Origin of the sequence: Enterobacter genomosp. O (assembly GCF_001022965.1) — a bacterium.
GTDB lineage: Bacteria > Pseudomonadota > Gammaproteobacteria > Enterobacterales > Enterobacteriaceae > Enterobacter > Enterobacter cloacae_L.
In genome coordinates, this window is the sequence record NZ_LECZ01000023.1 from 160,622 (window position 1) to 183,913 (window position 23,292).

A 23,292-nucleotide genomic window follows, 5' to 3' on the forward strand; every position below is an offset into this window, starting at 1 on the left:
GTGAGTCGGATGGCATAAGGGGCTATGAATTGGCTGCCGTTACAACTTTAAAGAGATCAAGTATCTAATAATCACAGTCAATAGCGTGATTTTTTTATACCGTGAGCACAGAATAGCCCTAATTACAGTAACGGTTCAGGAGCATTTCACCTTTATGACTACTCTCGTTTTTTCATACTCCCATGCAGATGAAGCCCTACGCAATGAGCTTGAGAAGCATCTTTCCCCCCTGAAGCGCATGGGCAAGATCAGCACATGGCACGATCGCCGCATCGTTCCAGGGCAAGAGTTCGAGAACCAAATAGACCACTACTTTTCGCAGGCAGATATCATCCTGTTGTTAATTAGCAGTGATTTCATCGCTTCTGATTATTGCTATCAGGTAGAAATGACCAACGCTCTGGAGCGGCATAAACGGGGCGAGGCGGTGGTCATTCCGGTGATCTTAAGAGAATGTGCCTGGCATCAGCTACCTTTCGGCAGCATTATGGCGGCGACCGTTGATGGTAAACCCATAACCAAGTTTGCCAGCCATGATGAAGGCTACGTTCAGGTCGTCAACGCAGTCTCCCGCGCCATTGCTAATATGGAAGCGAAGAAACCACAGCAGAGCGCTTATGTTTCTTCTCCGACGTCAGTAAACCCAATGCTTCAGGCAACGGATAACGTTTTTACACCACGCTCCAGCAATCTTTCGCTGCCAAAGCGTTTTACCGACCTTGATAAGGATCGTGCCTGCCGTGATGGTTTTGAATATGTCGCCCGTTACTTTGAAGGATCGCTGAGTGAACTCAAAAAACGCCATGCCGGGTTAGAGGTCGATTTTCACCAGCGTGATGCAGACGCCTTCACTTGTGCGGTCTACATGGGCGGGAGCAAAGTCGGTCAATGCGCAATCTGGCGTAATATTGGGCGCAATATGGGTATGGGTGATATCGGTTATAGCCAAGATGGCGTAATTGGTAATTCATACAATGAAATCTTAACCGTTGACAACAACGGTCAGATCCTCGGTTTCCGCCCATCAATGGGAGTCTATAGTGCTGGCTACTCAAGGGATACCTTGCTCACTAACGAAGGTATGGCTGAGCATCTATGGGATATGTTTTTTGAGCCCGTAAAACAGCGGGCACGTTAGCAGAGCCGGGGTGTTATTCCATGGTTCGTAACGCCCCTTTGAGCATTTACTGTTTAAAAATGACCATTTTTTTTATGATTATCTTCAAGCGCGTAAATCCATTCACCACATCGTGGACATATCTTGTCACCATGCCAGCAGGTATCGCACCAGCAACATCGCCATTGCCGTATAGTCGTGTTCTTAGGACGAAGACGATTTTCCGTGGCGATTCATTGCTAAGTGAAAACTAAGTTTACATAGGAAGTTATCAACCTCAGGCTTGATTGCCAATTTCTATCTTGAAATCACTTATAGTCATTAAAACTAATATCAAGTTTAATTTTCTGAAGTTAATTCGTTGTGGTTGATGTGGTTTTATTACATACTGATTATATGGCAATTAATTATTAAGGTGCAATACATGTTATATTACGATGTACGCGCAATCAAAAAATTGGCAGATGATGCTGAAAGTTTTTATGAATTCTATAAAGAATGGATTGGTAAAGTTGAAGTTAAACACGCTCTAAGTCTTCTTAAAATTTCATCTCTTTATTACAATCGCTTTTCCGAACAGTCTGAAGAAGATTATATTCTTTATTTTGGCCGATGCATTTATCAACTTTTAGTACGCTTTCCTGTTCATCGCGATCTTATTTTAAAGACCGAAAATGAGTGTCGTACCATTCATTTGGCATATAATAATTTCTTCCGAAGAATTAGAGTGATGGAAAAACGGTATTATAAAATTTTAGGAGGTGAGTACAAGCTTAATGCATTTTTAATTTTCTCTGAAATAAGTATGGGTATTATATGTTCTTTGCTTAAAAATGTTCCCAGTGAACGACTAGATAATATATTCCCCGTAGTGATAAGAATTGATGGTTTGCCTCTATCGGAAAATATTACACCTCAGGATATGAAATCAGTTAGCATGATTTTTGACCAAATATCTAGTTATACCGGCAATATTTTTAGAGAATTGCGAAATCTAAATATTCTGGATCTTGAGCACGATTGTTCTGAGCAAGCGGTTAAAAAAACTGGAAGTTGGCTTAAAGAGTGGGATGATTTTGACTCTCTAAATCGTATCAGTGACCTTTTCCGGTTTTGTAATGCAGAGTTTAGCTACTCAGAGTTAAATAACACATCTTTAATTGTTGATGAACATTGTGCATATAAAGCTTATGAGATAGCTCGTTCGCGATTCTCTATGCGTGGAACCAGCCTCTATTATGAAATTCAGCAACTCCTGACTGAAAATCCTAATTTTGTTGAACAGATGAAACCCTTTGTTCCAGAATGGGTAAACAAAAGAGATTTTTTCTCAATCGCTTATTTTAGTGAAATGGAAAATATGTCCCCGGGGGATCTATATATTGAGTATGGAGGTGTTAATGTTTATTCATGGATTCATGCATACGAAATGTTAATAGAATTAGCAAAAGAGGAAATGGATAATCGTTTTAAAAAAACAGTTCCGGGAGGACTAAAGCTTAAAGATTGGGTTATAAGTCATACACGTGATGAATGGGTTCGATTTTTTGTTAACGGAGGACTTTCCTGGACAATAGCGGCATTAGTCACCGATTATTTTACATTTGATGATAAAGCACTCGATATAAACGATTGTCCGTTACTTTCTTGTGGCGATAGCCTTTTTTTGATGCCTTCAATTGTTTCTATGAGTTGTGCTACTCGCTCCTTACTTTCTTTATTCAGCGCTAAAAATATAACAAGCCAGGATAAAGGTAAAAGCCATGAGCGGCAGTTTATTCAACGGCTTAAAAATGCAGGGATTTGTGCTGAGCAACTTTCATTACGAAAAGATTATGAATGCGACTGTGCAATGTTGATTGATGACCATTTGTTTTTTATTGAATTGAAGTCTAACGGACATCCGATACATTTCAATCGTTATTACCAGACGCTAGTAAATATTAGTGGAGATAGTTCTGAACTTCATGCTAAATCTTCCTGGATAAAGCAAGTAACACGCTATGCTGATTTCTATTCAAATCAATTAAATTTGGTTCGCGATGCCCTGAAATTACCAAAAAAATGGAAACCAAATGGTATACATAAAATGATTATAACAACTTCAGTCTTTGGTGATATTTACCATCAAAAAGATTGTTATGTTATTGATAAAACTTCATTTTACAGTTTTATTGAGCGACTTTCGAGTACAACGATTGAGTTAAGGAATGGTATGAAAACAATGATAAAACCCGAAAGTGCTCATCTTTATCATGGTGAGATCACTATAGATAAGATGATGGCTTTTTTAAATACATTACCTTCTATTTCTATCAAGCGTCGAAGAGTTCAACAGCTTACATATCATGTGCAATGCGGTACATTGAAACTAACTTACCCCTTTTTTGATATATGGCCTGCTCTTGAGGAAGTATTAGATGAAAATGGCAGCGAAGCCATCGTAATGTTATAGCAATGTGGGGCTTCTATAAACTTTGTAGCACTTTAGTATAACTAAAGTATAAAATAGAGTCCCCTTCTATAGTTTTATAGGATGAGTATAAGTAGTCTTGTGATTAATCTTTATTGTTAAAAGTATATTTCAATCCGCCTACATGCTAGTGGAACAATGGCGCGTGAACGTTCCGGACTGTTGGACTTCAACATCTATCCCATCCACGATCTTTTCCTAAATACTTCCAGGAAATGTGGCTAAATGCTCTGTTGAACCGGTGAGTTTTTGCTCAGATGTGCCTGGTCTTCCCGCACATCACATCTTAAATTCCACAAACCCTATGGCAGTTGTCTGGACGGTCAAAAAAATCGTCTATAACATAGCCAGTTAGACTACATATGGAGATGTAAGCATGAGCACCAGAAGAGATATTAAGGATGGGGCACTCTTTGACGTTCTCGACAGAGGAATCGTCTACACCGAGGCGTTGGGCTGGCTTGATATGGGACATGCCCGTGGCAACGACGTGGCAACGCTCAAACGTCAATTCTTTGAAGGAGAGCGTAGCGGTAAGCCATCTTATTCCGTCATGTATCGGCAAGATATGGGCGTCTTAAAATTCAAATCACGGCTCGGCGTCGGGAAGTTCTCTCATTGGGAAATTAAGCGTGGCCGGAGTACCGAAGACATTAACAGAATCATGCTGGCGATGATGATGAACACCGCATCTAGATTTTAAGGCCTGCAAAGCCTGCGATCATTCTCGTGGTATACGGACAGCGGCTTTAGCGGTGAGGATTTGGTCTCCGATCTGTTCGGGTTCTATCGGGCAATCATTCCTGGCCGGTACGGCTACCGTCTTAAACCCGTGAGCTATGAATCAGCCGTTCGCCGCTGGGATTACTACGGCGCTATCGGTTCCCATAAAAACCATGGCTTTCGCCCGATTCTCTTTCCTGATCCTGAGGATCAGTGTGTGCGGCACCAGCCGTATACGGTCAATCTTCCGCATTTTATGACGTGGCTTCGTCCGTGGGACGATTTCGCATCCGGAGTGGTGAAGGTCATTACAAACGATGGGACATCGCTCTCATTCATGGGAGCTAAACTATGACAATCCTTTTAAAAGTCCTGAAGTGGTGTGCACTCTCGGTTGCCACCGTCTTTATCCTAGGATGGCTGTTTGTCTGGCTCGTGGCATCGGGTTCGGATGAAACGACGGTTTACACCGAAAATGACTTTTTCCACTACCACACGCTGACTGACAAGGATATTGAAAACGCCCCACGTATCACGGACGACTACTATTTCGAGGCGCATCCCGGCGATGGTTATGCTCCTTCGAATAGCATCTTTTTTAAAGGGGCTACCGGTGCGGCACCCTTGCGCGCGTATCTCGAAACGCTGGGATACACAAAGGAAAAGCGTCGCCTGGGGGATAAGGAAATCTGGTCAAAACCCGAGCAGGTAAAAGGGGACATTTTCTATCTGTACTTTAACGCCGCTACGGGTGAAGTTGAGCTTACCAAGGTGATGAATTACTGAGTTAACTTACTCCGTGTCGATTAGCACCGCCTGATGATCAAGCGGCGGTTTTTCGTAATATCCCATTCAGCCATGTCTCATGCCTGTCCGGGCGGTTATCCTGAGTCGCCCACAGCGAAGCTATCTCCATCCCCGTAATCGCCTTCAGCAACGCCCGCAATCCCTCTTCATCCAGGTCCGTAAACCGTCTTTCACCCTGCACCCGCTCACCGTTGCCATACTTAAAGGACACATACCAGACACCGCCAGGCTTAAGCGCATCCGCAATCTTCTGCATCACCGCGGGCAGCTCAGAAGAGGGGATATGTAACAAAGAGGCGCAGCACCAGATCCCATCGTAATGCGCTTTACAGTCGATCTCTGAAAATGTCATCAACTGCACGGGTAACCCGGTATGTTGCCTTGCCAGTTCCACCATCGCGGAAGAAGCATCAAAAGCATCCACAAGATAGCCCCTCTCATGAAATGCTTTTGCGTCCCGGCCAGAACCGCAGCCCGCATCCAGAACCCGGGCACCGTGAGGCAGATGTTGGGTGAAGGCCTCATATAGCGGAGTCATATCGACATTGACCGTGCCATCGAAGAAATCCTGTGCGTGATTCTGATAGTAGTGAAGTGTCATTAAAACGTTGCCTCGCCTTCCGCGTTGGGTTTCCAGGTATGGATAAGTTTGTCCAGCGCAGCCTGCCAGTTACGCTGAAGAAAGCTTCTCCGTGCTTCAGGACGCTGCCCTGTCTGTTGAACAATCGTCTCATGTAACGGCAGTTTGCTCTGAATAAAATACTCATTGCGGGTGTGTAACCGCTGCAGGAGCCTGAGGTCGGGAATGCGTGCAGATTTGCCTTCGACGCCACGGTTACAGCAACGACAGGCCAGCACTAAGTTCCATACACCGTTAATATTGCTCACTTCATGGCGAGCAGCCCAGGGAATAAAGTGATCAACGTCCGCCAGCTCTGCGTCTCCCGGTACCAGGCTGATGGGTTTGAAGCAGTAAAAACACCGTCCTTTCTGGTAACCATTCAGGCTGTCGCGACAGCTGGTGATGTCTACGCGACGCGCGTTCACCCTTGTGAACAGCAACTGATTATCTTCGTCGAACTCCACGCCCACAAGATTACGAGAAATCCCCATCGACCAGGCCTGTTCCACCAGGTTCCAGCGGGCATTAGTTTCAAAGGCGAGGTTTTTATACTGCAGGCGTTCGCCCAGTAAAAAGAAGTTATCCGTCAGGCGGATCCCACTGTGGGTTTTGCGCTCATCAAGGAAAAAACGTTTATCGATCTCGCCCTGGTTCACGTAATGAAAGGCATCAATCACATTGTTAAAGCCAAGGCGCACCGTCGCTTCAATGAGTTGGGCATGGGTGATTTCACCTCTGTTAAACTTCAGGCAGGTTTCCAGAAATTGACTGCTGCGGGAGGTGATCTGTTTTGGCGCATGCTTCAGGTGCTCGCAAAGATAGCGGCTGAACGGCACGGCAAGCTGGTCGAGCGTAATCAAATCGCTGCCCGTCTTATCCACTTCATACAACGCTGACGCCAGCGCAAATTTGTAAGATGCGACGTTCCTTCCAAAGAGGATCACACCACGCCAGTAGTTCTCAAGCGTCGGATCGGCCTGATAAAATTCCATCGATGAAGTCCTGTTACGGTTGGCTGGGCAGGGCGTTACTAAAGCCTGTAACAGGATCACATAACAAAATCAGGGTGATGTAAATCGTTAATCTATAGGTTTGATGAATTTTTGTGGGATCTGAGAAGAAGGGCTGGATGCGACGGATTTGTCGTTAAAGGCAATTTAGCGAAAGAATAGATTTCTGGATGAGGCAAATAGAAATTATTTTCAAACCTGCGATTTCCAGTATCACACCAAATCCTATTTCCTGAATCCCCCTCGTATTTCCCAAATTTACCCATCGCAAAACCGCTGTATTTATATTCAGCTCTGTATAATAGGCAGCAGTAATTACGCCAGTCGGAAAAACGCCTCTTCATGGGAATGTCCTCATGTGGCTTATGAAGACATTACTAACATCAGGGAGCAGTTCACTCTGCCAGCGGTTCGGTCACGCCCCTGAGGGCACATGGTCAACTTGATAAACCTAGCTTCCTGACACACCTCTGATGTTACCGCCTAACGGCCTTACACGTTGTCTTACCACCAACGGGCTATTGTCTGAAAATCAGAGGTCTCCTGGAAGAAAACCTTCTTATGTCCGATTGCGTAGGAGTACGATAAGCCAATAAATCCTTATAGATAAAATGGTTATCTATGGCTCTACATGGAAAGTTCGTAATTAATGATGCGTACTACTCCCCCTTATCGTTTCCGGGTATAGGCACGTTTTTAGCTTTCTCTGGTAATGGTGCTTACCGTAATCGTGGGGCATGTGGAATGATCCCCAAAGAGGGGCCAGTACCAGCGGGTAAATACTGGATTGTTGACCGCCCTCAAGGTGGACTTAAGTCACAGCTAAACACAGCGGGAAGAGACATTTATAATCACTTCGCCAATGGTGCAACATTCAAACATTCTGAATGGTTCGCATTATGGCGTGATGATTGGGGGATCGACGATTACACATGGATTGAGAGCGTTCAGCGTGGCAATTTCCGTTTGCATCCAGGCGTACTATCAGAAGGTTGTATCACTCTCCCACATGATTCTGATTTTGCCATGTTGCGTAATGCTCTGTTGAGAAGCCAAAGAATAGATGTTCCTTGCATGAGGAAGCTACAGGCATACGGCACAATTGAGGTGATCTCCAATGGCAAAACATGCCCTTAGTTTATTCCTCAAGATAGTGCTGTTCGCTGTTGTTGTGCTGATCGTTGCTGAAATGGTTCCGTATGATGGATTAGTTAATTCTATTATGGGGCTTTTTGATTTCCAGAGCGCCGACAAGTTTACCCGCTTCATTTTGGGTGAACCTGATTTAGAAGTTTGGGAGTCGTTAGACGACTATTTTAGCATCTTAATCAATACATTAATCAGCGTACCTGCCATGAGCGCCATTACCACGGCGTACAGTGGCGCGACACACAAAGTTAGTCCAGCAGGCATCCCCAGAGAGTGGTTCAGTTCCACATTGCGACGGTTAGCTAAAATCTTCGGGTTTACCTTCCTGTTTTGGGCATTGTTTCGCTTGCTGCCTTATCAGTCTTTATTCCCGGATCAAACGTATTCAAATTTCACAATGGCGGCGATTGTGGGCTTTCAGTTGCTCTTAACGATTGTTTGCTACTGGTTCATCACGAAGAAAATCACAACTAAAAGGAGTTTGTAAAATGCCTATTCCGGCTTACATGTGGCTTAAGGACGATGGCGGCGCAGACATTAAAGGAGCTGTAGACGTTCAGGATAGCTCAGTCGTTCTCCGAACTTGATAATAAAACGACGCATTGCCAGCCCGCAGATCGGCGAATGGTTGCTCTGAGGGCCATGCGGGCGCTCACCTTATATTCTGATAGTCATCGCTGCGTAATTTCCCTGACCCAACCTTTTTCCTGAATCTCCCTCGCAAATTCCAAATTTACCCCACGCCAAACCGCTGTATTTATATTCAGCTCTGTATAATGAGCACCAGAAATTACGCCGAACGGCAAAGGAAGTATCAACGAGAATTTAACGAGGAATTCGCGATATGAAGGTGCTGCAACACCCCCATACCGCTAACCACAAACAACTTACAAGGAGTTGAAAATGGCTGCGACGAATTTTAAGCCAGAGTTTACTGTTTGCAAAACAGAATCAGACACTTTCACCAGCATAATTGAAAACCGCGAGCTGGTACGCAAAAACAGCGCCCGCCGTCTGCACGGCAACCAGCCCAACGCGGCGCCCGTCCATCCTCGCGCGGAAACGCCGCAGGACAGAGCCGCCTGCTGCGAACTGTACGCACGCATAGACATGAAATATCTTCTTCTGGGCGGAGACTGGTTAACCCGCGCGGGCTTTATCAACGGCATGCCGGTAAAAATCCGCGCCATGAAAGACTGCCTTGTGATTACGCCACAGCATACAAGAGAATTGTGGGGATGCCTGGAAGGGATGAGTGTGGTGAATATAAATAAGCAGAAAGTCGCGCAGTGGCTGAAGACGTTTCCGGGAGCGCTAAATGATGCAGGTGATATCCCGGTAGTTAAGCGCAATATAGGGCAGGCAAAATAATAACGCAGTGGAACACCCTTGATCCTGAATCGAGGGTGTTTAAATTAGTGGAAGGCGTAGTCTATTTTTTCAATAATATAATTGAACTGAATGTTATAGCTGTGTTTTGATCATTGTGATTATATTAGAAGGTTTTACAGAAGTATGCTGGAGATCTCAATTTAGTTATTGTCCAGCATTTATGATTCTTACTGGAGCAACTCAATGGAATGAACTATGGACACAACAGAAGAACTAAATGAAACGTATTTTTATGCTGGCAGAACCAATCTTACCGCGGCAGGACTTTTCTTTATGATTTACTGTGAGTCAATTGCCGATCATTTTGGTATTGACGATGTGGCAGGAATTGCTGCGTTATACAGTGGTGCTAATAATCAAACGACTAGAAAGAAACCCGCGGGAGCTACGGAAGGAACGTCCCGAGCCTCGAAAGCCATGAGGAACTATTTCAAACAGGCGAAATTTCCTTATGGCATTAAGCTGCCTACCTGGGTTGGTGGGTATACTCCGTGGACAGTAAAGTGTCGAATGGTATCGAAAGTGAGCGCGTTTGTTGGCAGGACAATACCGTTAATAGGCATAGTGATATTAGTCGCTGATGTATCACTAATCACCTATGCTGCAATACGTGATTATAATCGAATTGCGCGGGGCAGCGACAAACTATGGTAGAGAATATTGAGCAGCGCATCTACGCCTTAGCCAGACGCTATAACGGCGTTTATCTGATGAATAACGAAGCAAAGCAGAAATTACTGAATGCAAAAACTGATTTGGACACTGACATGCAGCTTGATGTCACTGAAGCAGAAGATTTGATGGAAGAATTTTTTAAAGAATTTGATGTTGATAGAGGTAATTTTAACATAAACACCTACTACCCTGATGAGCCTTTTTCATGGAATCCATTCAAAAAATTCCCGGTGGTGATGGTTCCAGATTTCACTATTGGAATGCTTATCGAATCCGCAAAAGCGGGCAAATGGTTATACGACTAAAACGCAAGGAGCAATAGAATGGCCGTACCTGTACATCTCTTTTTAACCAATGACGGCGGCACAATGATTTGTGGTTCTTGTGACGTTGCACAAAGGGAGGGAAGTATTGAGCTAAGAGGATTACAACATAACCTCAGCCTGCCAACCGACTCGGCAACGGGAAAGGTCACTGGCACTCGCCAACATTCGCCGTTTCAGTTTACCAAGGAATTGGATAGCTCTTCGCCCTATCTGTTCAAAGCGGCAGCAACGGGTCAGACCCTTAAAACGGCTGAATTCAGGTTTTACCATATTAACTATTCCGGGCAGGAGGAGGAGTATTACCGAATCACGCTCGAGAACGTTAAGGTCATTTCTGTGAGTCCAGTAATGTACGACACCCGAGGCTGTCCGGGGACGGGGCATATGGAGGAAGTGGCGTTTAATTATGAGAAGATTACCCATTTGTACAAGGACGGTAACTTGTTAGCGCACGACGCGTGGAACGAACGTCCAACATCGGGTTCCGCTGCTTGATTCTATGTTGAACTTGCCCGCCAGCGTTTCGTTTGTGCGGGCAGGGAATATCATTCTTTATTCCTTTTCGTAAATGATGGCCGAAACATCATAAAAATAACCCACGCGAACATTCCAATAATCTTCATAGGCCAGGGTTCAAACACATCCAGACACACAATTGCGCCAATAACTAATAGCGGACCTTCTATCAGTTCAGCTATCCCCCCTAAAATATGTAACTTATGAGGCAGTGCCCGATTAAGTAATGTCGCAATAAGTTGTGCACTTCCTAATATGATTGTTATTGCGATTGTACGGTCCTCCCAGTTATCAAAACTAACCAAAGAAATGAGGCATGTAGCCAGTACATAACCACAGAATAATATATTCAGCATGTAAATAATAAACTTGCCCATAGCATTTGCCGAGACGGTTAAAAAAATAAAGAGTCTATGAATATATCGCTCTTAACAGAATGACAAACAACAATGGCTAATAATGCATTTCAGAATTTATTGCGCCTCGCTGATTTCCGTAATAATCAAGTTAGCGGCTTCATGCCAATTCCACGCACTCCACCGCTAAATCTAACTTAACTAAACACCGGCACCCCCAGCCCAACCTTCACCTCCCTCAACGTCTCCTGCGTCACCCCCTGCGCCCGTTCGGTCCCGCGCTTCAGCATCGCCATCAACTCGCCCCTGTCACGCATATACATCGCCCTCCGCTCCCGCATCGGCGCAATCAGCTCCTGCAAACACCCCTCCAGCTCGTTCTTGCAAATCCGGTCCCCAAGCCCGCCCGCCTGATAGTGCGCCTTCATCGCCGCAACCTTCTCCTTGTCCGGGTGAAACGCGTCGAGGTAGGTAAACACCACGTTCCCCTCAATCTGCCCCGGGTCGCTCACCTTCAGGTGGTTCGGGTCGGTGTACATAGCGCTGACCGCACGGTGAATCGTCTCTTCGCTGGCCGAAAGGTGCAGCGTGTTGCCCAGCGATTTCGACATCTTGGCGCTGCCGTCGATGCCGGGCAGGCGGCTGGTGTCGCTCAGCATCGCTTTACAGTGGCGCAGCACCGGGGCGGGCAGCAGGCTGTTCATCTTGTGCACAATCTCGTTGGTCTGCTCAATCATCGGCAGCTGGTCGTCGCCGACGGGCACGCACTCGGCCTTAAACGCGGTGATGTCCGCCGCCTGGCTGATGGGGTAGGCCATAAACCCGACCGGCAGCGAGCGGGCAAAGCCCTTCTGCGCAATCTCGTTTTTCACCGTCGGGTTACGCTCCACGCGGGCGACGGTGACGATGTTCATATACAGCATCGTCAGCTCGGCGAGGGCGGGCAGGGCGGACTGCAGGCAGATAGTGGTCAGGTTCGGGTCAATGCCTGCGGCGAGGTAGTCAGCCAGCACTTCGGGGATGTTGTCGCGGATCTTCTGCGGGTTGCTGCCGTTGTCGGTCAGCCCCTGCAGGTCGGCAATCAGCACAAACTGGTTGTGCGTTTGCTGCAGCGCCACGCGCTGGCGCAGCGATCCGACGAAGTGGCCGAGGTGCAGCGGGCCGGTTGGACGGTCGCCGGTGAGGATGGTGGGTGCGTTCATAAAGACTCCTTAACGTTGTAATGCCGAAAGGGGTCTTAGAAATGTGAAAGCCGCCTTTCGGCGGCTATCTGAAAATGGGAAAACTACTCCGTGCCGCCTTTAAGAAGGCAGCCACCAGCGGTTTACGGTGAGCACGGCGTGGTTTATGTTCATGCTTTTACCGTATCACGTCCGGCGCGAAAAACAAAAGGGCACGTCATGCTGCAATCTCTCAACCATCTGACCCTCGCGGTCAGCGACCTGCAAAAAAGCGTCACCTTCTGGCACGAGCTGCTGGGGCTTGCGCTGCACGCCCGCTGGAATACCGGGGCCTATCTCACCTGCGGCGACCTGTGGGTCTGCCTCTCGTACGACGAGGCGCGCAGGAACGTGCCGCCGCAGGTGAGCGACTACACCCACTACGCGTTTACCGTGGCGGAAGAGGATTTTGAACCGTTCTCGCACAGGCTAGAGCAGGCGGGCGTCACCGTCTGGAAGCAGAACAAAAGCGAGGGGGCGTCGTTCTATTTTCTCGACCCGGACGGGCACAAGCTGGAGCTGCACGTGGGCAGCCTCGCCGCGCGGCTGGCGGCGTGTCGCGAGAAGCCCTACGCGGGCATGGTGTTTACCTCAGACGAGGCTTGAGGCGCGCACCTTCAGCCTGCCCGCCAGCGTCACGTGCGTGGCGGCATCTTCCTGATTGCACAGGTACTCCACCGCCAGCCGTCCCAGCTCGCTGTAGGGCAGCTGGATACTGGTCAGCGCCGGGGTGAGCTGCTCGGAAATCTTCTGGTCGTCGTAGCCCGCCAGCAGCATGTCCTGCGGGATGCGCACGCCGTTCACCGCCAGCGCCTGATAGCAGCCAATCGCCAGCCAGTCGCTGGCGCAGAAGATGGCGTCCGGGCGCTCGGCCAGTTCCAGCAGGGAGGTGGTGGCGGTAAAGGATTCGCTGAACTGCCAGTTGGTCTGGCGCACCAGATTATCGTCGCACGCCAGTCCGGCCTGCTGCAGCGCCGCCTGGTAGCCCGCCAGACGCTGGCGCGAGGCCTCCATCCAGCTCTCCCCGGTGATGTGGGCGATGCGCGTGGCCCCGCAGGCGATAAGGTGTTTAGTCACCTGGAAGGCATTGGCGTAGTCGTCCGGGATGAACGACGGCAGCAGCGGCGAGCCGGGGTCGCGCTGGTTGAGCAGCACCAGCGGAATGCGGGTGCAGTCCTGGAAGGCCGTCATGTCCACCAGCGTGGTGACCGGAGACGCGAGAATAATCCCGATGCAGTTGCGCTTCTCCAGCTGGCGGATGATGTTCAGCGCCAGCTCGATATCGTCGCCGTAGTCGTAGACGGTGAGTAGGGTTTCGTTGCGCCACGCGGCTTCCCGCGCCTGGCTGATGGCATCGATAAACGGGTCGAAGCTCTGCATGGAGCTGACCAGCAGGGCGATCTCTTCCTGGTTGCGCGGGGCGTGAACGGCGGGGAGGCGGTCGTAGCCGAGCTCGGTAGCGACGCCAATCACCCGCTGGCGGGTGTCGTCGCTGAGCTTGATGTTGCGGGACTGGTTAAGCACCAGCGATACCGTCGCCTGCGACACGCCCGCCGCCCGCGCAATATCGTTCATCGTCACTTTCGTTTTTCGCTTCATCCGTCCTCTCCCTTTCGCGACTTCGCATCATACCCTAACCGCACGCTTTAGCGCCGTCGATCACGTTTCTCATTCATCGAAGCGTGAACTTTGTGAGGGGCATCGCTTTTCTAAACGCCGCAATTTGCGCATTTATCCTGCAACTAATATTTATTAGCTAAATATTATCAGTAAGAGGACGCGTAATGAAAGAGCAGTGGAGCAGGGAGCAGGCACAGGCGTGGTATCAGCAGAAAGGCTGGCTGTGCGGGTTTAACTATCTGCCGTCGACGGCGGTGAACTGGACCGATATCTGGCAGGCAGAGACCTTCGATGCCGCCACCATCGAGCGCGAGCTGGGCTGGGCGGCGGAGGCGGGCTACAACACCCTGCGCATCAACCTGCCGTTTATCGTCTGGGAGCACGACCGCGACGGCCTGATGGCGCGCATCGACCGCTTTTTGACAATTGCCGACGGCCGCGGCTTCAGCACCATGCTGACCCTGATGGACGACTGCGGCTTCTCCGGCGACGAGCCGTATCTCGGCCCGCAAAAGCCGCCGGTGCCGGGCAAGCACAACAGCCAGGCGGCGGCGAGCCCGGGGCGCGACAAGGTGTGCGATCCCGACTGCTGGCCGCAGATTGAGTGCTATATCCGCGACGTTGTTCGCCAGTTCCGCGACGATAGGCGCGTGCTGCTGTGGGATCTCTATAACGAGCCGGGCAACCGCGGCATTTTCGCGACGGGCACGCAGGAGGTGCAGTACGACGCGAAGCTGGAGACCTGCGCCCACGCGCTAATGAAGCTCGCATTCCAGTGGGTGCGCGAAGAAGACCCGACCCAGCCGCTCACCGTCTGCGCGTGGCGCCTGCCGCCGGAAGAGGAGGGCGAGACGTTCTTCCAGCACCCGCTGGACCAGACCGCGCTGGCGCTCTCGGACGTGGTGAGCTTCCACGCCTACACCCACACGGGGCGCATGACGGCGATTATCCAGCAGCTGCAACAGCTTGGTCGCCCGCTGTTCTGCACCGAATGGCTGGCGCGCCACGTGGGCAGCACCATCGAAGAGCAGCTCCCGCTGATGTACGCGGCGAAGGTCGCGCCGTACCAGTGGGGGCTGGTGCGCGGTAAAACCCAGACGTGGCTGCCGTGGCCGGTAGTGATGAAGGAGTCCACGGACTACTGCCGCCTCTGGTTCCACGACGTGTTCGAGGAGAACGGCATTCCGTTCTCGCGCCGTGAAATCGCCCTGATGCAGCAGCTGCGCAAGATCGCCCCGCAGGCACAAGGCTAATAATATCGACCCGGCGGCCGACCGCCGGGCAACCAGGCAGGCATATATCAATGGCAACGACAATGAAAATACCGTCTCGCGAGCTGTGGTCTTATTTTGGTTATGGATTAGGTCAGTGTTTTAGCTTTGGTTTAGTGGGTTCGTTTATTAACTATTTTTACACCGACGTGCTGGGGATCTCGGCGCTGGCGGCGAGCACCATCTTCCTGATTGCCCGCGCGTGGGACGCGGTTCACGATCCGCTGTTTGCCAGCATCATGGACACCATTAACAGCCGGTTCGGCAAGTTTCGCCACTTTTTGCTGATCGCCCCACTGCTGATTACCGGCGTCACGCTGCTGTCGTTCTATAAAATCGAAGCGGACATGACCACCAAAATCCTCTACGCCGGGGTGACGTATATCCTGTGGGGGACGCTGTACGCCATCTCCGATATCCCGTTCTGGTCGATGTCGTCGGTGATGACCAACGACTCCGCCCAGCGCACCCGCGCGGTGACGGCGGCGATGCTCGGGGTAAACGCGGGGATTGCCTGCGCCAATATCTTCTTCCCGAAGCTGGCGGCGTTCTTCGCCCAGTACAGCAACGATAAAGGCTACTTTATGGCGGCGCTGGTGATGATGCTGGTGGGCCTGCCGCTGATGCTCAACGGCTTTATGCAGATCAAAGAGCGCGTGCCGCCGAGCCCGGAAAAGGTGACCATCCGCGACACCTTCCACAACCTGCGCCAGAACAAGCCGCTGTTTATCGTCCTGCTGTCGTTCTTCTTCTGCGTGTTCCATAACGTGGCGGGCGGTCTCTATATCTACTTCTTTATCAATAATCTGGGCGACGGCAGCCTGCAGATGGCGATTGGCGTGATGGGAATTGTGGCGGCGGTGCTGTGCCTGGTCGCGCCAATGCTGACGCGCCGGATGCAAAAGCGGAAGCTGTTTATGATCCTCTGCGGGCTGGACGTAGCGGTGCGCGTGGTGATGTGGTTTGTCGGGTATCAGCAGGTGACGATGCTGTTCATTCTGCTCGGCCTGAGCACGCTGTTCGTGATGATGACCAACATCCTCACCTCGTCGATGATTGCCGACACCATCGAGTACGCGGAGTACCACACCCACAAGCGCTGCGCGGCGATCACCTTCTCCGGGCAGACCTTTACCGGCAAGATGTCGGTGGCGGTGGGCGGCGGGCTAATCGGCGTGTTCCTGACGATGATCGGCTACGTGCCGCAGGCGCAAATTCAGAGCGAAGGCGTGCTGTCGGGGCTGTTCTTCGGGATTTGCCTGCTGCCGGCGATTGGGTCGCTGATCCGCATCGTGTTTATGTCGCGCTTTACCTTTACCGAGGAGAAGCATGCGGAGATTTGTCGGCTGCTGGCGGAGCGGAATGCGTCTGCGAAAGCGCCGGGTGGCGGCTGCGCCTTACCCGGCCTACAGAAAATTACAGCGACTTCACAAACGCCAGCAGATCTTCGTTGAGCTGGTCCTGGTGGGTCAGCGCGAAGCCGTGCGGCGCGTTGTCGTACACCTTCAGCGTGGCGTTTTTGATCATCTCCGCCGCCAGCTTGCCGGTGCTTTCAAACGGCACGATCTGGTCGTTGCTGCCGTGGATCACCAGCGTCGGCACGTCGATTTTCGCCATATCCGGGCGGAAGTCGGTTTCGCCGAACGCGGTCACGCAGTCGATGGTGCCCTTCAAAGACGCCAGCAGGGCGATGTTCAGCGTCTGGGTGAGGGCACCGGCAGAGACGGTCTGCCCGGCGTTGATGCCGTAGAACGGCGTCGCGAAGTCGCTGATGAACTGGGCGCGATCTTTACGCAGCCCGTCGCGAATGCCGTCGAACACGCTCTGATCCACACCCTGCGGGAAGGAGTCGGATTTGCCGAAGATCGGCGTCACCGCGCCCAGCAGCGCCAGACCGGCGACGCGCGCGCTGCCGTAGTTGTTGATGTAGCGGGTTACGTCGCCGCCGCCCATGGAGAAGCCCACCAGCGTCACGTCCTGCAGGTCAAGGGTGGTGATCAGGTCGTTGATGTCGGACGCAAAGGTGTCGTAGTCGTAGCCGTTCCACGGCTGATCCGAGCGGCCAAATCCGCGACGGTCAAAGGCGATGGCGCGGAAGCCGCGCTCGGCCAGGTAGTTCAGCTGGCTGTCCCACATGTCGCCATCCAGCGGCCAGCCGTGGCTGAAGAGAACCGGTTTGCCCGCGCCGCCGTCTTTGTAGTAAATCTGCGTGCCGTCTTTTGCCTTAAACGTTGCCATAGTGTGTTCCTGTGCAGGTGATGATTATGGTTATACCGGCGCGACCAGGTAGCGTATTGCCGGTGATGTTGTGCCCTGATGAAAAGCCAGAACGCGGCTCTGCAGCAGGAGGTCATTCATGGTGTGGCGCTCCTGCTGGCGCAGATGCTCAATCCAGGAGCCCATCAGGAAGGTCTCAATAAACAGGCCGGGGCGCTCGATATCTTCGTATACCGCCCAGCTCATCGCCCCGGCGCGGCGGCGCACCCGGCGCAGCTCGTGGACCGCCTCGAGGAAGGCCTTGGTGTTGTTCGGGTCGATGATGTACTCGTGCGACACCAGCACCGGGCCGCGCTCGTTCGGCAGGTCAATCTCCACGCCGTCCAGCGGCTGGCCGCTCAGGTCGAGGTTCAGGTCCGGATCTTTGCCCAGCTTCCAGCGGAACACCGTCGCGCTCGCCAGCACCATCCCCAGCGTGGCGACCACCAGCGAGGTCGGGGTGCCGAACCGGGAAGCGATCTGCCCCCAGATGGCGCTGCCCGTGGTCATCGAGCCAAAGAACACCGTCAGGTAAACCGCCAGCGCGCGGGCCTTCACCCAGCGGGCGGCGCTGCGCTGCGCGCCGAGGTTCAGCGTTGAAAGCACCGCAATCCACGCGAAGCCGGTGAAAAATTCAAACAGGTTGAGCAGCCAGAAGTGGCGTACGAACGCCAGCGCCAGCATGGTGAGAGCAAAGGTCAGGCTGGCGGCCACCATCAGGCGGTCGGCGTTCAGCCGCTGGCGCAGGCGCGGCAGCAGGATGGCCCCGGCAATCGCCCCCAGGCCAATGCACGCCAGCATCACGCCGTAGCCCGCCGGGCCTAAGCCCAGCTCGCGGCGCGCCACCAGCGGCAGCAGGGCCCAGCCCGCGCTGCCGAAAACGAAGAAGGCCACGGTGCGCACCAGCACGTTGCGCAGCACCGGTGCGGCGTGCACGTAGCGAATGCCGGAGCGCACCGCCGAGAAGAAGTGCTCCGGCGGCAGACGCTGTATGGACGGGGCCGGACGCCAGCGCCACAGCACCCACGCCACGCCGACCACGGAGAGCGCGTTCAGGGCAAACACCATCCACGGCCCGGCGAACGAAAGCAGAAAACCGCCCAGCGCGGGGCCAATCGCCCGGCTGATGTTCACCCCGAGCGAGTTCAGCGCTACGGCGGCGCCCAGCTCCGGCTTGCTCACCAGATCGGGCACCACGGCCTGGAACGGCGGCGAGCTCATCGCCGCGCCCACGCTCAGCAGAAACGTCGCCGCCAGCAGAACGGTGGGGGTGACGTGTCCTGTGAAGGAGAGCACCGTCAGCCCGGCGGCGGCGATGAACACCCACAGCTGGGAGAAGAGCAGGTATTTACGTCGGTCGACGATGTCCGCCATCACCCCGGACGGCAGGGCGAAGAGGAACATCGGCAGGCTGCTGGCCGCCTGCACCAGCGCGATATCCAGCGGATCGGCGCTCAGGGTCAGCATGCTCCAGTTGATGCCGACGTCGCTCATCCATGAGCCGACGTTAGAGACCACCGTGGCGATCCACAGCATGCGGAATACCGGCTGGCTCAGCGGCTGCCAGGGTGAAACCGTCGGTGCGGGCGTCGTCTCGACGTGTGCGTCGCGAACGTCGTTAACCTGGGTCATGCGAACCTCTCCGTTGCCTTACGCTGCAGCCGCCACTGGCCCGGCCCGGTGAGGGCAAGGGTGGTGAAGATAATCAGCAGCAGCCAGCCAAACTGCCCTTCGGCAATCGACCAGTTCGGGTGGACCGCCAGCATCGCCACCAGCAGCACGGCGATAATCGGCAGGCACGCCAGGCGGGTGTACACGCCCGCAATGATAAACAGCGGGCAGATCGCCTCGGCGACAATCGCCGGGATCAGGCTCGCCCAGGGCCCGAAGCCGAACGGATCCTCAATGCGCGTCAGCTCTTCGCTGAAGTGCAGCACTTTCGGCAGGCCGTGCACGTACAGCAGCAGCAGGCTGCCGGTCAGGCGCAGGAAGAACAGCCCCAGGTCGACCCGGGGCGGGGCAATCGTATTTTTCATCAGAATGCAAAGCAGCTGCAGCCCAGCGCCCCCCAGAAAGCGTTATCGTCGGACACCGGCATCTCTGAGGTGCGGGCGAAATCATGCTGGTGGCTGTGAACCCCGCACGGGCCGCTGCAGTGGTGAACCACACTCAAGCCGACGCGGGCGGCCTGCGGCGGCGCGCTGCGGTAGTGGCCCGGCACCTTGACCACCGGGGACCACTCGGGCAGGACCGGAATGGCCGGCGGCGCGAGCGGCCCAAAGCTGCCTGCGGCGTAGACGATGTCGCCGTTCACCACCGTCAGGACGGACTCGATGCCCTTGATCTCCTCTTCCGGCACGCGGAAGTAGTCTTTGCTCAGCACCGCCAGGTCGGCAAGCTGGCCGACCTTGATCTGCCCCTTCTGGTTCTGCTCGCTGGAGAACCACGCGCTGCCCTGGGTCCAGAGCATCAGGGCGGTATCGCGATCCAGACGGGCGCTGTGATCGTACATCTGCATCCCGCCGACGGTGCGGCCGGAGACCAGCCAGTAGAGCGCGGTCCACGGGTTGTAGCTCGCCACGCGGGTGGCGTCCGTCCCTAAGCCTACCGGCACGCCGGTCTCGAGCATTTTCGCCACCGGCGGCGTGTGTCGGGTGGCTTCGATGCCGTAGCGCTCGGCGAAGTATTCCCCCTGGAAGGCCATGCGGTGCTGGACGGCAATGCCGCCGCCCAGCTCTTTGATGCGGTCGATGTTGGCCTGGGTGACGGTTTCCGCATGGTCGAAGAACCAGTGCAGGCCGTTGAACGGAATGTCGCGGTTCACCTTCTCGAAGACGTCCAGCATGCGGCTGATGGATTCGTTATAGGTGGCGTGCAGGCGGAACGGCCAGCGGTGCTCCACCAGGTGGCGCACCACGCGCTCCAGCTCGTCCTCCATGCCCGGCGCGAGGTCCGGGCGCGGCTCGAGGAAGTCTTCAAAATCGGCGGCGGAGAAGACCAGCATCTCGCCCGCGCCGTTGTGGCGGAAGAAGTCGCTGCCCTGGCCCGGCGTGAGCATGTCGGTCCATTTTTCAAAGTCTTCCAGCTCGTGGCCCGGACGCTGGGTAAACAGGTTGTAGGCGATGCGGATGGTCATCTGCTTTTTCTCATGCAGCTCGGCAATCACCTCGTAATCTTCCGGGTAGTTCTGGAAGCCGCCGCCCGCGTCGATGGCGCTGGTCAGGCCCAGGCGGTTCAGCTCGCGCATGAACTGACGCGTGGAGTTGACCTGCTGCTCCAGCGGCATCTTCGGCCCCTTGGCCAGCGTGGCGTAGAGGATCATGGCGTTCGGACGGGCAATCAGCATCCCGGTCGGGTTGCCGTTGGCATCGCGCTGGATCTCCCCGCCCGGCGGGTTTGGCGTGTCTTTGGTGTAGCCGACCACCTTCAGCGCGGCGCGGTTGAGCAGGGCGCGGTCGTACAGGTGCAGGATGAAGACCGGGGTGTCCGGCGCGGCGTCGTTAATTTCGTCGAGGGTCGGCATGCGGCGCTCGGCAAACTGGAACTCGGTCCAGCCGCCCACCACGCGCACCCACTGGGGCGACGGCGTGCGCAGGGCCTGCTCTTTCAGCATCCGCAGGGCGTCGGCCAGGGACGGCACGCCTTCCCAGCGCAGCTCGAGGTTGTAATTCAGCCCGCCGCGGATCAGGTGCAGGTGCGAGTCGTTCAGGCCGGGGATGGCGGTGTGGCCTTTTAAGTCCACCACCTTAGTGCCGTCGCAGTGGTGTTGCATCACCTCGGCGACGGTACCCACTTCCAGAAATTTTCCGTCGCGCACGGCAACGGCTTCCGCGACGGGGTTTTCGCGATCGACGGTGTGAAACTGGCCGTTAACCAGAATGAGATCGGCTTTACCGAGGGTAACCATAACTGCTCCTGACTGAGAGGGGAATGGTCAGGATTATGGGAACCGGTTTCGGCAAAGATCCAGTTATACAATAGGATAGGTATACCAAAGTATAACTATACCTAAGGTTAACTATACGAAGAGATAATTACGCGCAGGGACGGAAAACCGCAGGATGAGGGTGATTTTATCGTCGCGGCGCTCGCGGCGATTTCACCCTTAACCACTGGAAAATGCTATGACCTCTTCAAAGCTCGAAGTGTTAACCCCTGCGAACTGTCAGATTATTTTCATCGACCACCAGCCACAGATGGCGTTTGGCGTGCAGTCTATTGACCGCCAGGTGCTGAAAAACAACACCGTGGCGCTGGCGAAAGCGGCCAAAGTGTTCAACATCCCGACCATCATCACCACCGTAGAGACCGAAAGCTTCTCCGGTAATACCTACCCGGAGCTGCTGGACGTGTTCCCGGGCCAGGACATTCTGGAGCGTACCTCCATGAACTCCTGGGACGACCAGAAGGTGCGCGACGCGCTGAAGGCCAACGGCAAGAAGAAGGTGGTGGTTGCCGGCCTGTGGACTGAAGTGTGCAACAACAGCTTCGCCCTGTGCGCGATGCTGGAAGGCGACTACGAAATTTATATGGTGGCGGACGCGTCCGGCGGCACCTCCAAAGAAGCTCACGACTACGCGATGCAGCGTATGATCCAGGCGGGCGTGATCCCGGTGACCTGGCAGCAGGTGATGCTGGAGTGGCAGCGCGACTGGGCGCGTAAAGAGACCTACACCGCGGTGATGGATATCGTGCGCGAGCACTCCGGCGCGTACGGCATGGGCGTGGATTACGCCTACACCATGGTGCACAAAGCGCCGTCTCGCCAGAAGAGCGAGCACCGCACCTTAGCGCCGGTTCCGGCTCGCTAAGTTCCGCTGGCGGGCTGGTCCCTCATCCGGCTCGCCGCTGCCTCTTTCTCTGGAGTTCACAATGAGTACTGGGCTGATATCCCTTGCCGCTGGCGTATTGATTGGCCTGATGTATGCCGTACTGAAGGTGCGCTCCCCCGCGCCGCCCGCGCTGGCGCTGATTGGCCTGCTGGGGATGCTGGCGGGTGAACAGGCGACGCGCCATCTGTTATCCCGCGACGGCGCGCCGCCGCCTCAGGTGACCGTTTCGCAGGCGACATCGCAGACGGGGGCGTCCTCATGAAAGCGTGGATAATTTCGCTGGTGTGCGGCGTGGCTGCTGGGGTAATTTACGCCCTGCTCGACGTCCATTCCCCGGCGCCGCCGGTTGTCGCCCTGCTTGGCCTGTTTGGCATGCTGGTGGGCGAACAGCTCATCCCGGTGGGACGGCGTTTACTGAGTCGCGAACCGCTTACCCTCGCCTGGTTTCGTCACGAATGCGTGCCGAAAATCAGCGGCACGGCGCCCCCTGCGCCCGCGAAGGACGATCGCGACGTTTAATGATTTGTGAGAGGAAAGACAGCATGACGCTGCCGTGGCGCATTGCCATCATTGATGACGAACGTTCCGTCCGCAGCGGGCTGAGTAATCTCCTGGAGTCGGAAGGCTATTCCACCGATACGTTTGATTCGGCAGAGGTATTTCTCAGCCATCCGCTCGCCCTGTCCGGCGCGGCGCTGGTGATCGCCGATATCAAGCTGCGGGGCATGAGCGGCCTTGAGCTGTTTGACAAGCTGCGGCTGCTGGCCGTACCGCCGCCGCCCGTGCTCTTTATCTCCGGTCATGCTGATGAAAATATGCAGCGGTACGCTCTTAGCCAGGGCGCCGCTGCATTTTTGCGTAAGCCCATTAACATCGATATTCTGCTGGATCATATTCAGCGGGAGCTGGCCCGCCGACAATAAGGAT

General features: G+C 53.7%; 25 protein-coding genes and 2 pseudogenes. 18 read left to right on the forward strand and 9 right to left on the reverse strand.

The annotated features are described in order from the left end of the window. Positions 1 to 154 precede the first annotated feature (154 nt). Positions 155 to 1,138: a toll/interleukin-1 receptor domain-containing protein gene (locus tag ABR39_RS06115; RefSeq protein ID WP_047346198.1), complete on the forward strand. Its 984-nt coding sequence runs from the start codon at positions 155 to 157 to the stop codon at positions 1,136 to 1,138. Positions 1,139 to 1,191: 53 nt separating this feature from the next. Here the strand turns inward: ABR39_RS06115 and ABR39_RS25565 are convergent, their stop codons facing one another. Continuing rightward, complete coding sequence (locus ABR39_RS25565) at positions 1,192 to 1,350, reverse strand: putative zinc ribbon protein (RefSeq protein WP_123156774.1); 159 nt, start codon at positions 1,348 to 1,350, stop codon at positions 1,192 to 1,194. A gap of 191 nt (positions 1,351 to 1,541) precedes the next feature. Between ABR39_RS25565 and ABR39_RS06120 the strand changes: the two genes are divergently transcribed. The 3 genes and pseudogenes from ABR39_RS06120 to ABR39_RS06130 all read left to right on the forward strand — a co-directional run bounded on the left by ABR39_RS06120 (position 1,542) and on the right by ABR39_RS06130 (position 5,099). Next, positions 1,542 to 3,572, forward strand: coding sequence for a hypothetical protein (locus tag ABR39_RS06120; RefSeq protein ID WP_052952187.1), 2,031 nt, complete (start codon positions 1,542 to 1,544; stop codon positions 3,570 to 3,572). A 394-nt stretch (positions 3,573 to 3,966) separates the two neighbouring features. Then, a pseudogene (locus ABR39_RS06125) lies at positions 3,967 to 4,668 on the forward strand (hypothetical protein). Beyond that, positions 4,665 to 5,099 (forward strand): hypothetical protein, encoded by a 435-nt coding sequence (locus ABR39_RS06130; protein ID WP_047346199.1) that lies wholly within the window; start codon positions 4,665 to 4,667, stop codon positions 5,097 to 5,099. Before ABR39_RS06125 ends, ABR39_RS06130 begins: the two are co-directional and overlap by 4 nt. A 37-nt stretch (positions 5,100 to 5,136) precedes the next feature. Here the strand turns inward: ABR39_RS06130 and ABR39_RS06135 are convergent, their stop codons facing one another. Next, a complete protein-coding gene (locus tag ABR39_RS06135) occupies positions 5,137 to 5,721 on the reverse strand; it encodes a class I SAM-dependent methyltransferase (RefSeq protein ID WP_047346200.1) in 585 nt (194 codons plus the stop codon). Then, positions 5,721 to 6,734, reverse strand: coding sequence for an HNH endonuclease domain-containing protein (locus tag ABR39_RS06140; protein ID WP_047346201.1), 1,014 nt, complete (start codon positions 6,732 to 6,734; stop codon positions 5,721 to 5,723). Before ABR39_RS06140 ends, ABR39_RS06135 begins: the two co-directional genes overlap by 1 nt. Positions 6,735 to 7,373: 639 nt before the next feature. Here ABR39_RS06140 and ABR39_RS24715 point away from each other — a divergent pair. From ABR39_RS24715 to ABR39_RS06165, 7 genes and pseudogenes are all read left to right on the forward strand, one after another. Further along, entirely contained in the window at positions 7,374 to 7,889 is a 516-nt protein-coding gene (locus ABR39_RS24715) for a DUF2778 domain-containing protein (protein WP_072034158.1), read from the forward strand. Next, positions 7,870 to 8,388 (forward strand): hypothetical protein, encoded by a 519-nt coding sequence (locus ABR39_RS06145; protein WP_047346202.1) that lies wholly within the window; start codon positions 7,870 to 7,872, stop codon positions 8,386 to 8,388. The genes ABR39_RS24715 and ABR39_RS06145 overlap by 20 nt, the downstream gene beginning before the upstream one ends. A 1-nt stretch (position 8,389) precedes the next feature. Beyond that, positions 8,390 to 8,464 (forward strand): annotated as a pseudogene (locus tag ABR39_RS26080) (type VI secretion system tube protein Hcp); the annotation flags it as partial. 340 nt (positions 8,465 to 8,804) lie between these two features. After that, a complete protein-coding gene (locus ABR39_RS25355; RefSeq protein WP_082132630.1) occupies positions 8,805 to 9,272 on the forward strand; it encodes a SymE family type I addiction module toxin in 468 nt (155 codons plus the stop codon). Between the two features lie 216 nt (positions 9,273 to 9,488). After that, positions 9,489 to 9,947, forward strand: a complete 459-nt coding sequence (locus ABR39_RS06155; RefSeq protein ID WP_045345955.1) for an STM2901 family protein — start codon at positions 9,489 to 9,491, stop codon at positions 9,945 to 9,947. Then, positions 9,941 to 10,273: a DUF1493 family protein gene (locus ABR39_RS06160; protein WP_047346203.1), complete on the forward strand. Its 333-nt coding sequence runs from the start codon at positions 9,941 to 9,943 to the stop codon at positions 10,271 to 10,273. The genes ABR39_RS06155 and ABR39_RS06160 overlap by 7 nt, the downstream gene beginning before the upstream one ends. A gap of 18 nt (positions 10,274 to 10,291) precedes the next feature. Beyond that, positions 10,292 to 10,789, forward strand: coding sequence for an Hcp family type VI secretion system effector (locus ABR39_RS06165; protein WP_023315311.1), 498 nt, complete (start codon positions 10,292 to 10,294; stop codon positions 10,787 to 10,789). Positions 10,790 to 11,363: 574 nt separating this feature from the next. Here the strand turns inward: ABR39_RS06165 and trpS are convergent. Next, a complete protein-coding gene (gene trpS / locus ABR39_RS06175; protein WP_047346205.1) occupies positions 11,364 to 12,368 on the reverse strand; it encodes a tryptophan--tRNA ligase in 1,005 nt (334 codons plus the stop codon). 198 nt (positions 12,369 to 12,566) lie between these two features. Between trpS and fosA the strand changes: the two genes are divergently transcribed. Then, the gene (fosA, locus tag ABR39_RS06180; protein WP_047346206.1) at positions 12,567 to 12,992 is read left to right on the forward strand and encodes a FosA/FosA2 family fosfomycin resistance glutathione transferase; all 426 of its coding nucleotides are present in this window, start codon (positions 12,567 to 12,569) and stop codon (positions 12,990 to 12,992) included. Here the strand turns inward: fosA and ABR39_RS06185 are convergent. Then, entirely contained in the window at positions 12,978 to 13,985 is a 1,008-nt protein-coding gene (locus tag ABR39_RS06185; protein ID WP_047346207.1) for a LacI family DNA-binding transcriptional regulator, read from the reverse strand. The genes fosA and ABR39_RS06185 overlap by 15 nt on opposite strands. A gap of 185 nt (positions 13,986 to 14,170) precedes the next feature. Here ABR39_RS06185 and ABR39_RS06190 point away from each other — a divergent pair, with 185 nt between their 5' ends. Both ABR39_RS06190 and ABR39_RS06195 read left to right on the forward strand, forming a co-directional pair. Beyond that, positions 14,171 to 15,259: a cellulase family glycosylhydrolase gene (locus ABR39_RS06190; protein WP_047346208.1), complete on the forward strand. Its 1,089-nt coding sequence runs from the start codon at positions 14,171 to 14,173 to the stop codon at positions 15,257 to 15,259. Between the two features lie 50 nt (positions 15,260 to 15,309). Then, on the forward strand, positions 15,310 to 16,731 hold the full coding sequence (locus tag ABR39_RS06195; protein ID WP_047346209.1) for an MFS transporter: 1,422 nt from the start codon (positions 15,310 to 15,312) through the stop codon (positions 16,729 to 16,731). Here the strand turns inward: ABR39_RS06195 and ABR39_RS06200 are convergent. From ABR39_RS06200 to ABR39_RS06215, 4 genes are read right to left on the reverse strand one after another with little or no spacing between them, the layout of a single operon-like run. Continuing rightward, entirely contained in the window at positions 16,694 to 17,515 is an 822-nt protein-coding gene (locus ABR39_RS06200) for an alpha/beta fold hydrolase (protein ID WP_033144516.1), read from the reverse strand. The genes ABR39_RS06195 and ABR39_RS06200 overlap by 38 nt on opposite strands. Positions 17,516 to 17,545: 30 nt before the next feature. Further along, positions 17,546 to 19,165, reverse strand: coding sequence for an MFS transporter (locus ABR39_RS06205; protein WP_047346210.1), 1,620 nt, complete (start codon positions 19,163 to 19,165; stop codon positions 17,546 to 17,548). Then, positions 19,162 to 19,569 (reverse strand): DoxX family protein, encoded by a 408-nt coding sequence (locus tag ABR39_RS06210; protein WP_047346211.1) that lies wholly within the window; start codon positions 19,567 to 19,569, stop codon positions 19,162 to 19,164. The genes ABR39_RS06205 and ABR39_RS06210 overlap by 4 nt, the downstream gene beginning before the upstream one ends. Then, a complete protein-coding gene (locus ABR39_RS06215; RefSeq protein WP_047346212.1) occupies positions 19,569 to 21,440 on the reverse strand; it encodes an amidohydrolase in 1,872 nt (623 codons plus the stop codon). The genes ABR39_RS06210 and ABR39_RS06215 overlap by 1 nt, the downstream gene beginning before the upstream one ends. 217 nt (positions 21,441 to 21,657) lie before the next feature. On the opposite strand from ABR39_RS06215, the gene ABR39_RS06220 reads away from it, so the two are divergent. The 4 genes from ABR39_RS06220 (at position 21,658) to ABR39_RS06235 (ending at position 23,288) form a co-directional block, all read left to right on the forward strand. Next, positions 21,658 to 22,344, forward strand: coding sequence for a hydrolase (locus ABR39_RS06220; protein WP_008501349.1), 687 nt, complete (start codon positions 21,658 to 21,660; stop codon positions 22,342 to 22,344). 61 nt (positions 22,345 to 22,405) lie between these two features. Next, complete coding sequence (locus ABR39_RS06225) at positions 22,406 to 22,627, forward strand: DUF1427 family protein (protein WP_047346213.1); 222 nt, start codon at positions 22,406 to 22,408, stop codon at positions 22,625 to 22,627. Beyond that, complete coding sequence (locus ABR39_RS06230) at positions 22,624 to 22,884, forward strand: XapX domain-containing protein (RefSeq protein ID WP_023334358.1); 261 nt, start codon at positions 22,624 to 22,626, stop codon at positions 22,882 to 22,884. The genes ABR39_RS06225 and ABR39_RS06230 overlap by 4 nt, the downstream gene beginning before the upstream one ends. A gap of 23 nt (positions 22,885 to 22,907) precedes the next feature. Beyond that, positions 22,908 to 23,288 (forward strand): response regulator transcription factor, encoded by a 381-nt coding sequence (locus tag ABR39_RS06235; protein ID WP_047346214.1) that lies wholly within the window; start codon positions 22,908 to 22,910, stop codon positions 23,286 to 23,288. Positions 23,289 to 23,292 lie beyond the last annotated feature (4 nt).

What these genes read in the sequence shown, in the direction of transcription:
- ABR39_RS06115 (WP_047346198.1), top strand. Translation starts at nt 155, where the DNA reads ATGACTACTCTCGTTTTTTCATACTCCCATGCAGATGAAGCCCTACGC.
- ABR39_RS06120 (WP_052952187.1), top strand. Translation starts at nt 1,542, where the DNA reads ATGTTATATTACGATGTACGCGCAATCAAAAAATTGGCAGATGATGCT.
- ABR39_RS06130 (WP_047346199.1), top strand. Translation starts at nt 4,665, where the DNA reads ATGACAATCCTTTTAAAAGTCCTGAAGTGGTGTGCACTCTCGGTTGCC.
- ABR39_RS06135 (WP_047346200.1), bottom strand. Translation starts at nt 5,721, where the DNA reads ATGACACTTCACTACTATCAGAATCACGCACAGGATTTCTTCGATGGC.
- ABR39_RS06140 (WP_047346201.1), bottom strand. Translation starts at nt 6,734, where the DNA reads ATGGAATTTTATCAGGCCGATCCGACGCTTGAGAACTACTGGCGTGGT.
- ABR39_RS24715 (WP_072034158.1), top strand. Translation starts at nt 7,374, where the DNA reads ATGGCTCTACATGGAAAGTTCGTAATTAATGATGCGTACTACTCCCCC.
- ABR39_RS06145 (WP_047346202.1), top strand. Translation starts at nt 7,870, where the DNA reads ATGGCAAAACATGCCCTTAGTTTATTCCTCAAGATAGTGCTGTTCGCT.
- ABR39_RS25355 (WP_082132630.1), top strand. Translation starts at nt 8,805, where the DNA reads ATGGCTGCGACGAATTTTAAGCCAGAGTTTACTGTTTGCAAAACAGAA.
- ABR39_RS06155 (WP_045345955.1), top strand. Translation starts at nt 9,489, where the DNA reads ATGGACACAACAGAAGAACTAAATGAAACGTATTTTTATGCTGGCAGA.
- ABR39_RS06160 (WP_047346203.1), top strand. Translation starts at nt 9,941, where the DNA reads ATGGTAGAGAATATTGAGCAGCGCATCTACGCCTTAGCCAGACGCTAT.
- ABR39_RS06165 (WP_023315311.1), top strand. Translation starts at nt 10,292, where the DNA reads ATGGCCGTACCTGTACATCTCTTTTTAACCAATGACGGCGGCACAATG.
- trpS (WP_047346205.1), bottom strand. Translation starts at nt 12,368, where the DNA reads ATGAACGCACCCACCATCCTCACCGGCGACCGTCCAACCGGCCCGCTG.
- fosA (WP_047346206.1), top strand. Translation starts at nt 12,567, where the DNA reads ATGCTGCAATCTCTCAACCATCTGACCCTCGCGGTCAGCGACCTGCAA.
- ABR39_RS06185 (WP_047346207.1), bottom strand. Translation starts at nt 13,985, where the DNA reads ATGAAGCGAAAAACGAAAGTGACGATGAACGATATTGCGCGGGCGGCG.
- ABR39_RS06190 (WP_047346208.1), top strand. Translation starts at nt 14,171, where the DNA reads ATGAAAGAGCAGTGGAGCAGGGAGCAGGCACAGGCGTGGTATCAGCAG.
- ABR39_RS06195 (WP_047346209.1), top strand. Translation starts at nt 15,310, where the DNA reads ATGGCAACGACAATGAAAATACCGTCTCGCGAGCTGTGGTCTTATTTT.
- ABR39_RS06200 (WP_033144516.1), bottom strand. Translation starts at nt 17,515, where the DNA reads ATGGCAACGTTTAAGGCAAAAGACGGCACGCAGATTTACTACAAAGAC.
- ABR39_RS06205 (WP_047346210.1), bottom strand. Translation starts at nt 19,165, where the DNA reads ATGACCCAGGTTAACGACGTTCGCGACGCACACGTCGAGACGACGCCC.
- ABR39_RS06210 (WP_047346211.1), bottom strand. Translation starts at nt 19,569, where the DNA reads ATGAAAAATACGATTGCCCCGCCCCGGGTCGACCTGGGGCTGTTCTTC.
- ABR39_RS06215 (WP_047346212.1), bottom strand. Translation starts at nt 21,440, where the DNA reads ATGGTTACCCTCGGTAAAGCCGATCTCATTCTGGTTAACGGCCAGTTT.
- ABR39_RS06220 (WP_008501349.1), top strand. Translation starts at nt 21,658, where the DNA reads ATGACCTCTTCAAAGCTCGAAGTGTTAACCCCTGCGAACTGTCAGATT.
- ABR39_RS06225 (WP_047346213.1), top strand. Translation starts at nt 22,406, where the DNA reads ATGAGTACTGGGCTGATATCCCTTGCCGCTGGCGTATTGATTGGCCTG.
- ABR39_RS06230 (WP_023334358.1), top strand. Translation starts at nt 22,624, where the DNA reads ATGAAAGCGTGGATAATTTCGCTGGTGTGCGGCGTGGCTGCTGGGGTA.
- ABR39_RS06235 (WP_047346214.1), top strand. Translation starts at nt 22,908, where the DNA reads ATGACGCTGCCGTGGCGCATTGCCATCATTGATGACGAACGTTCCGTC.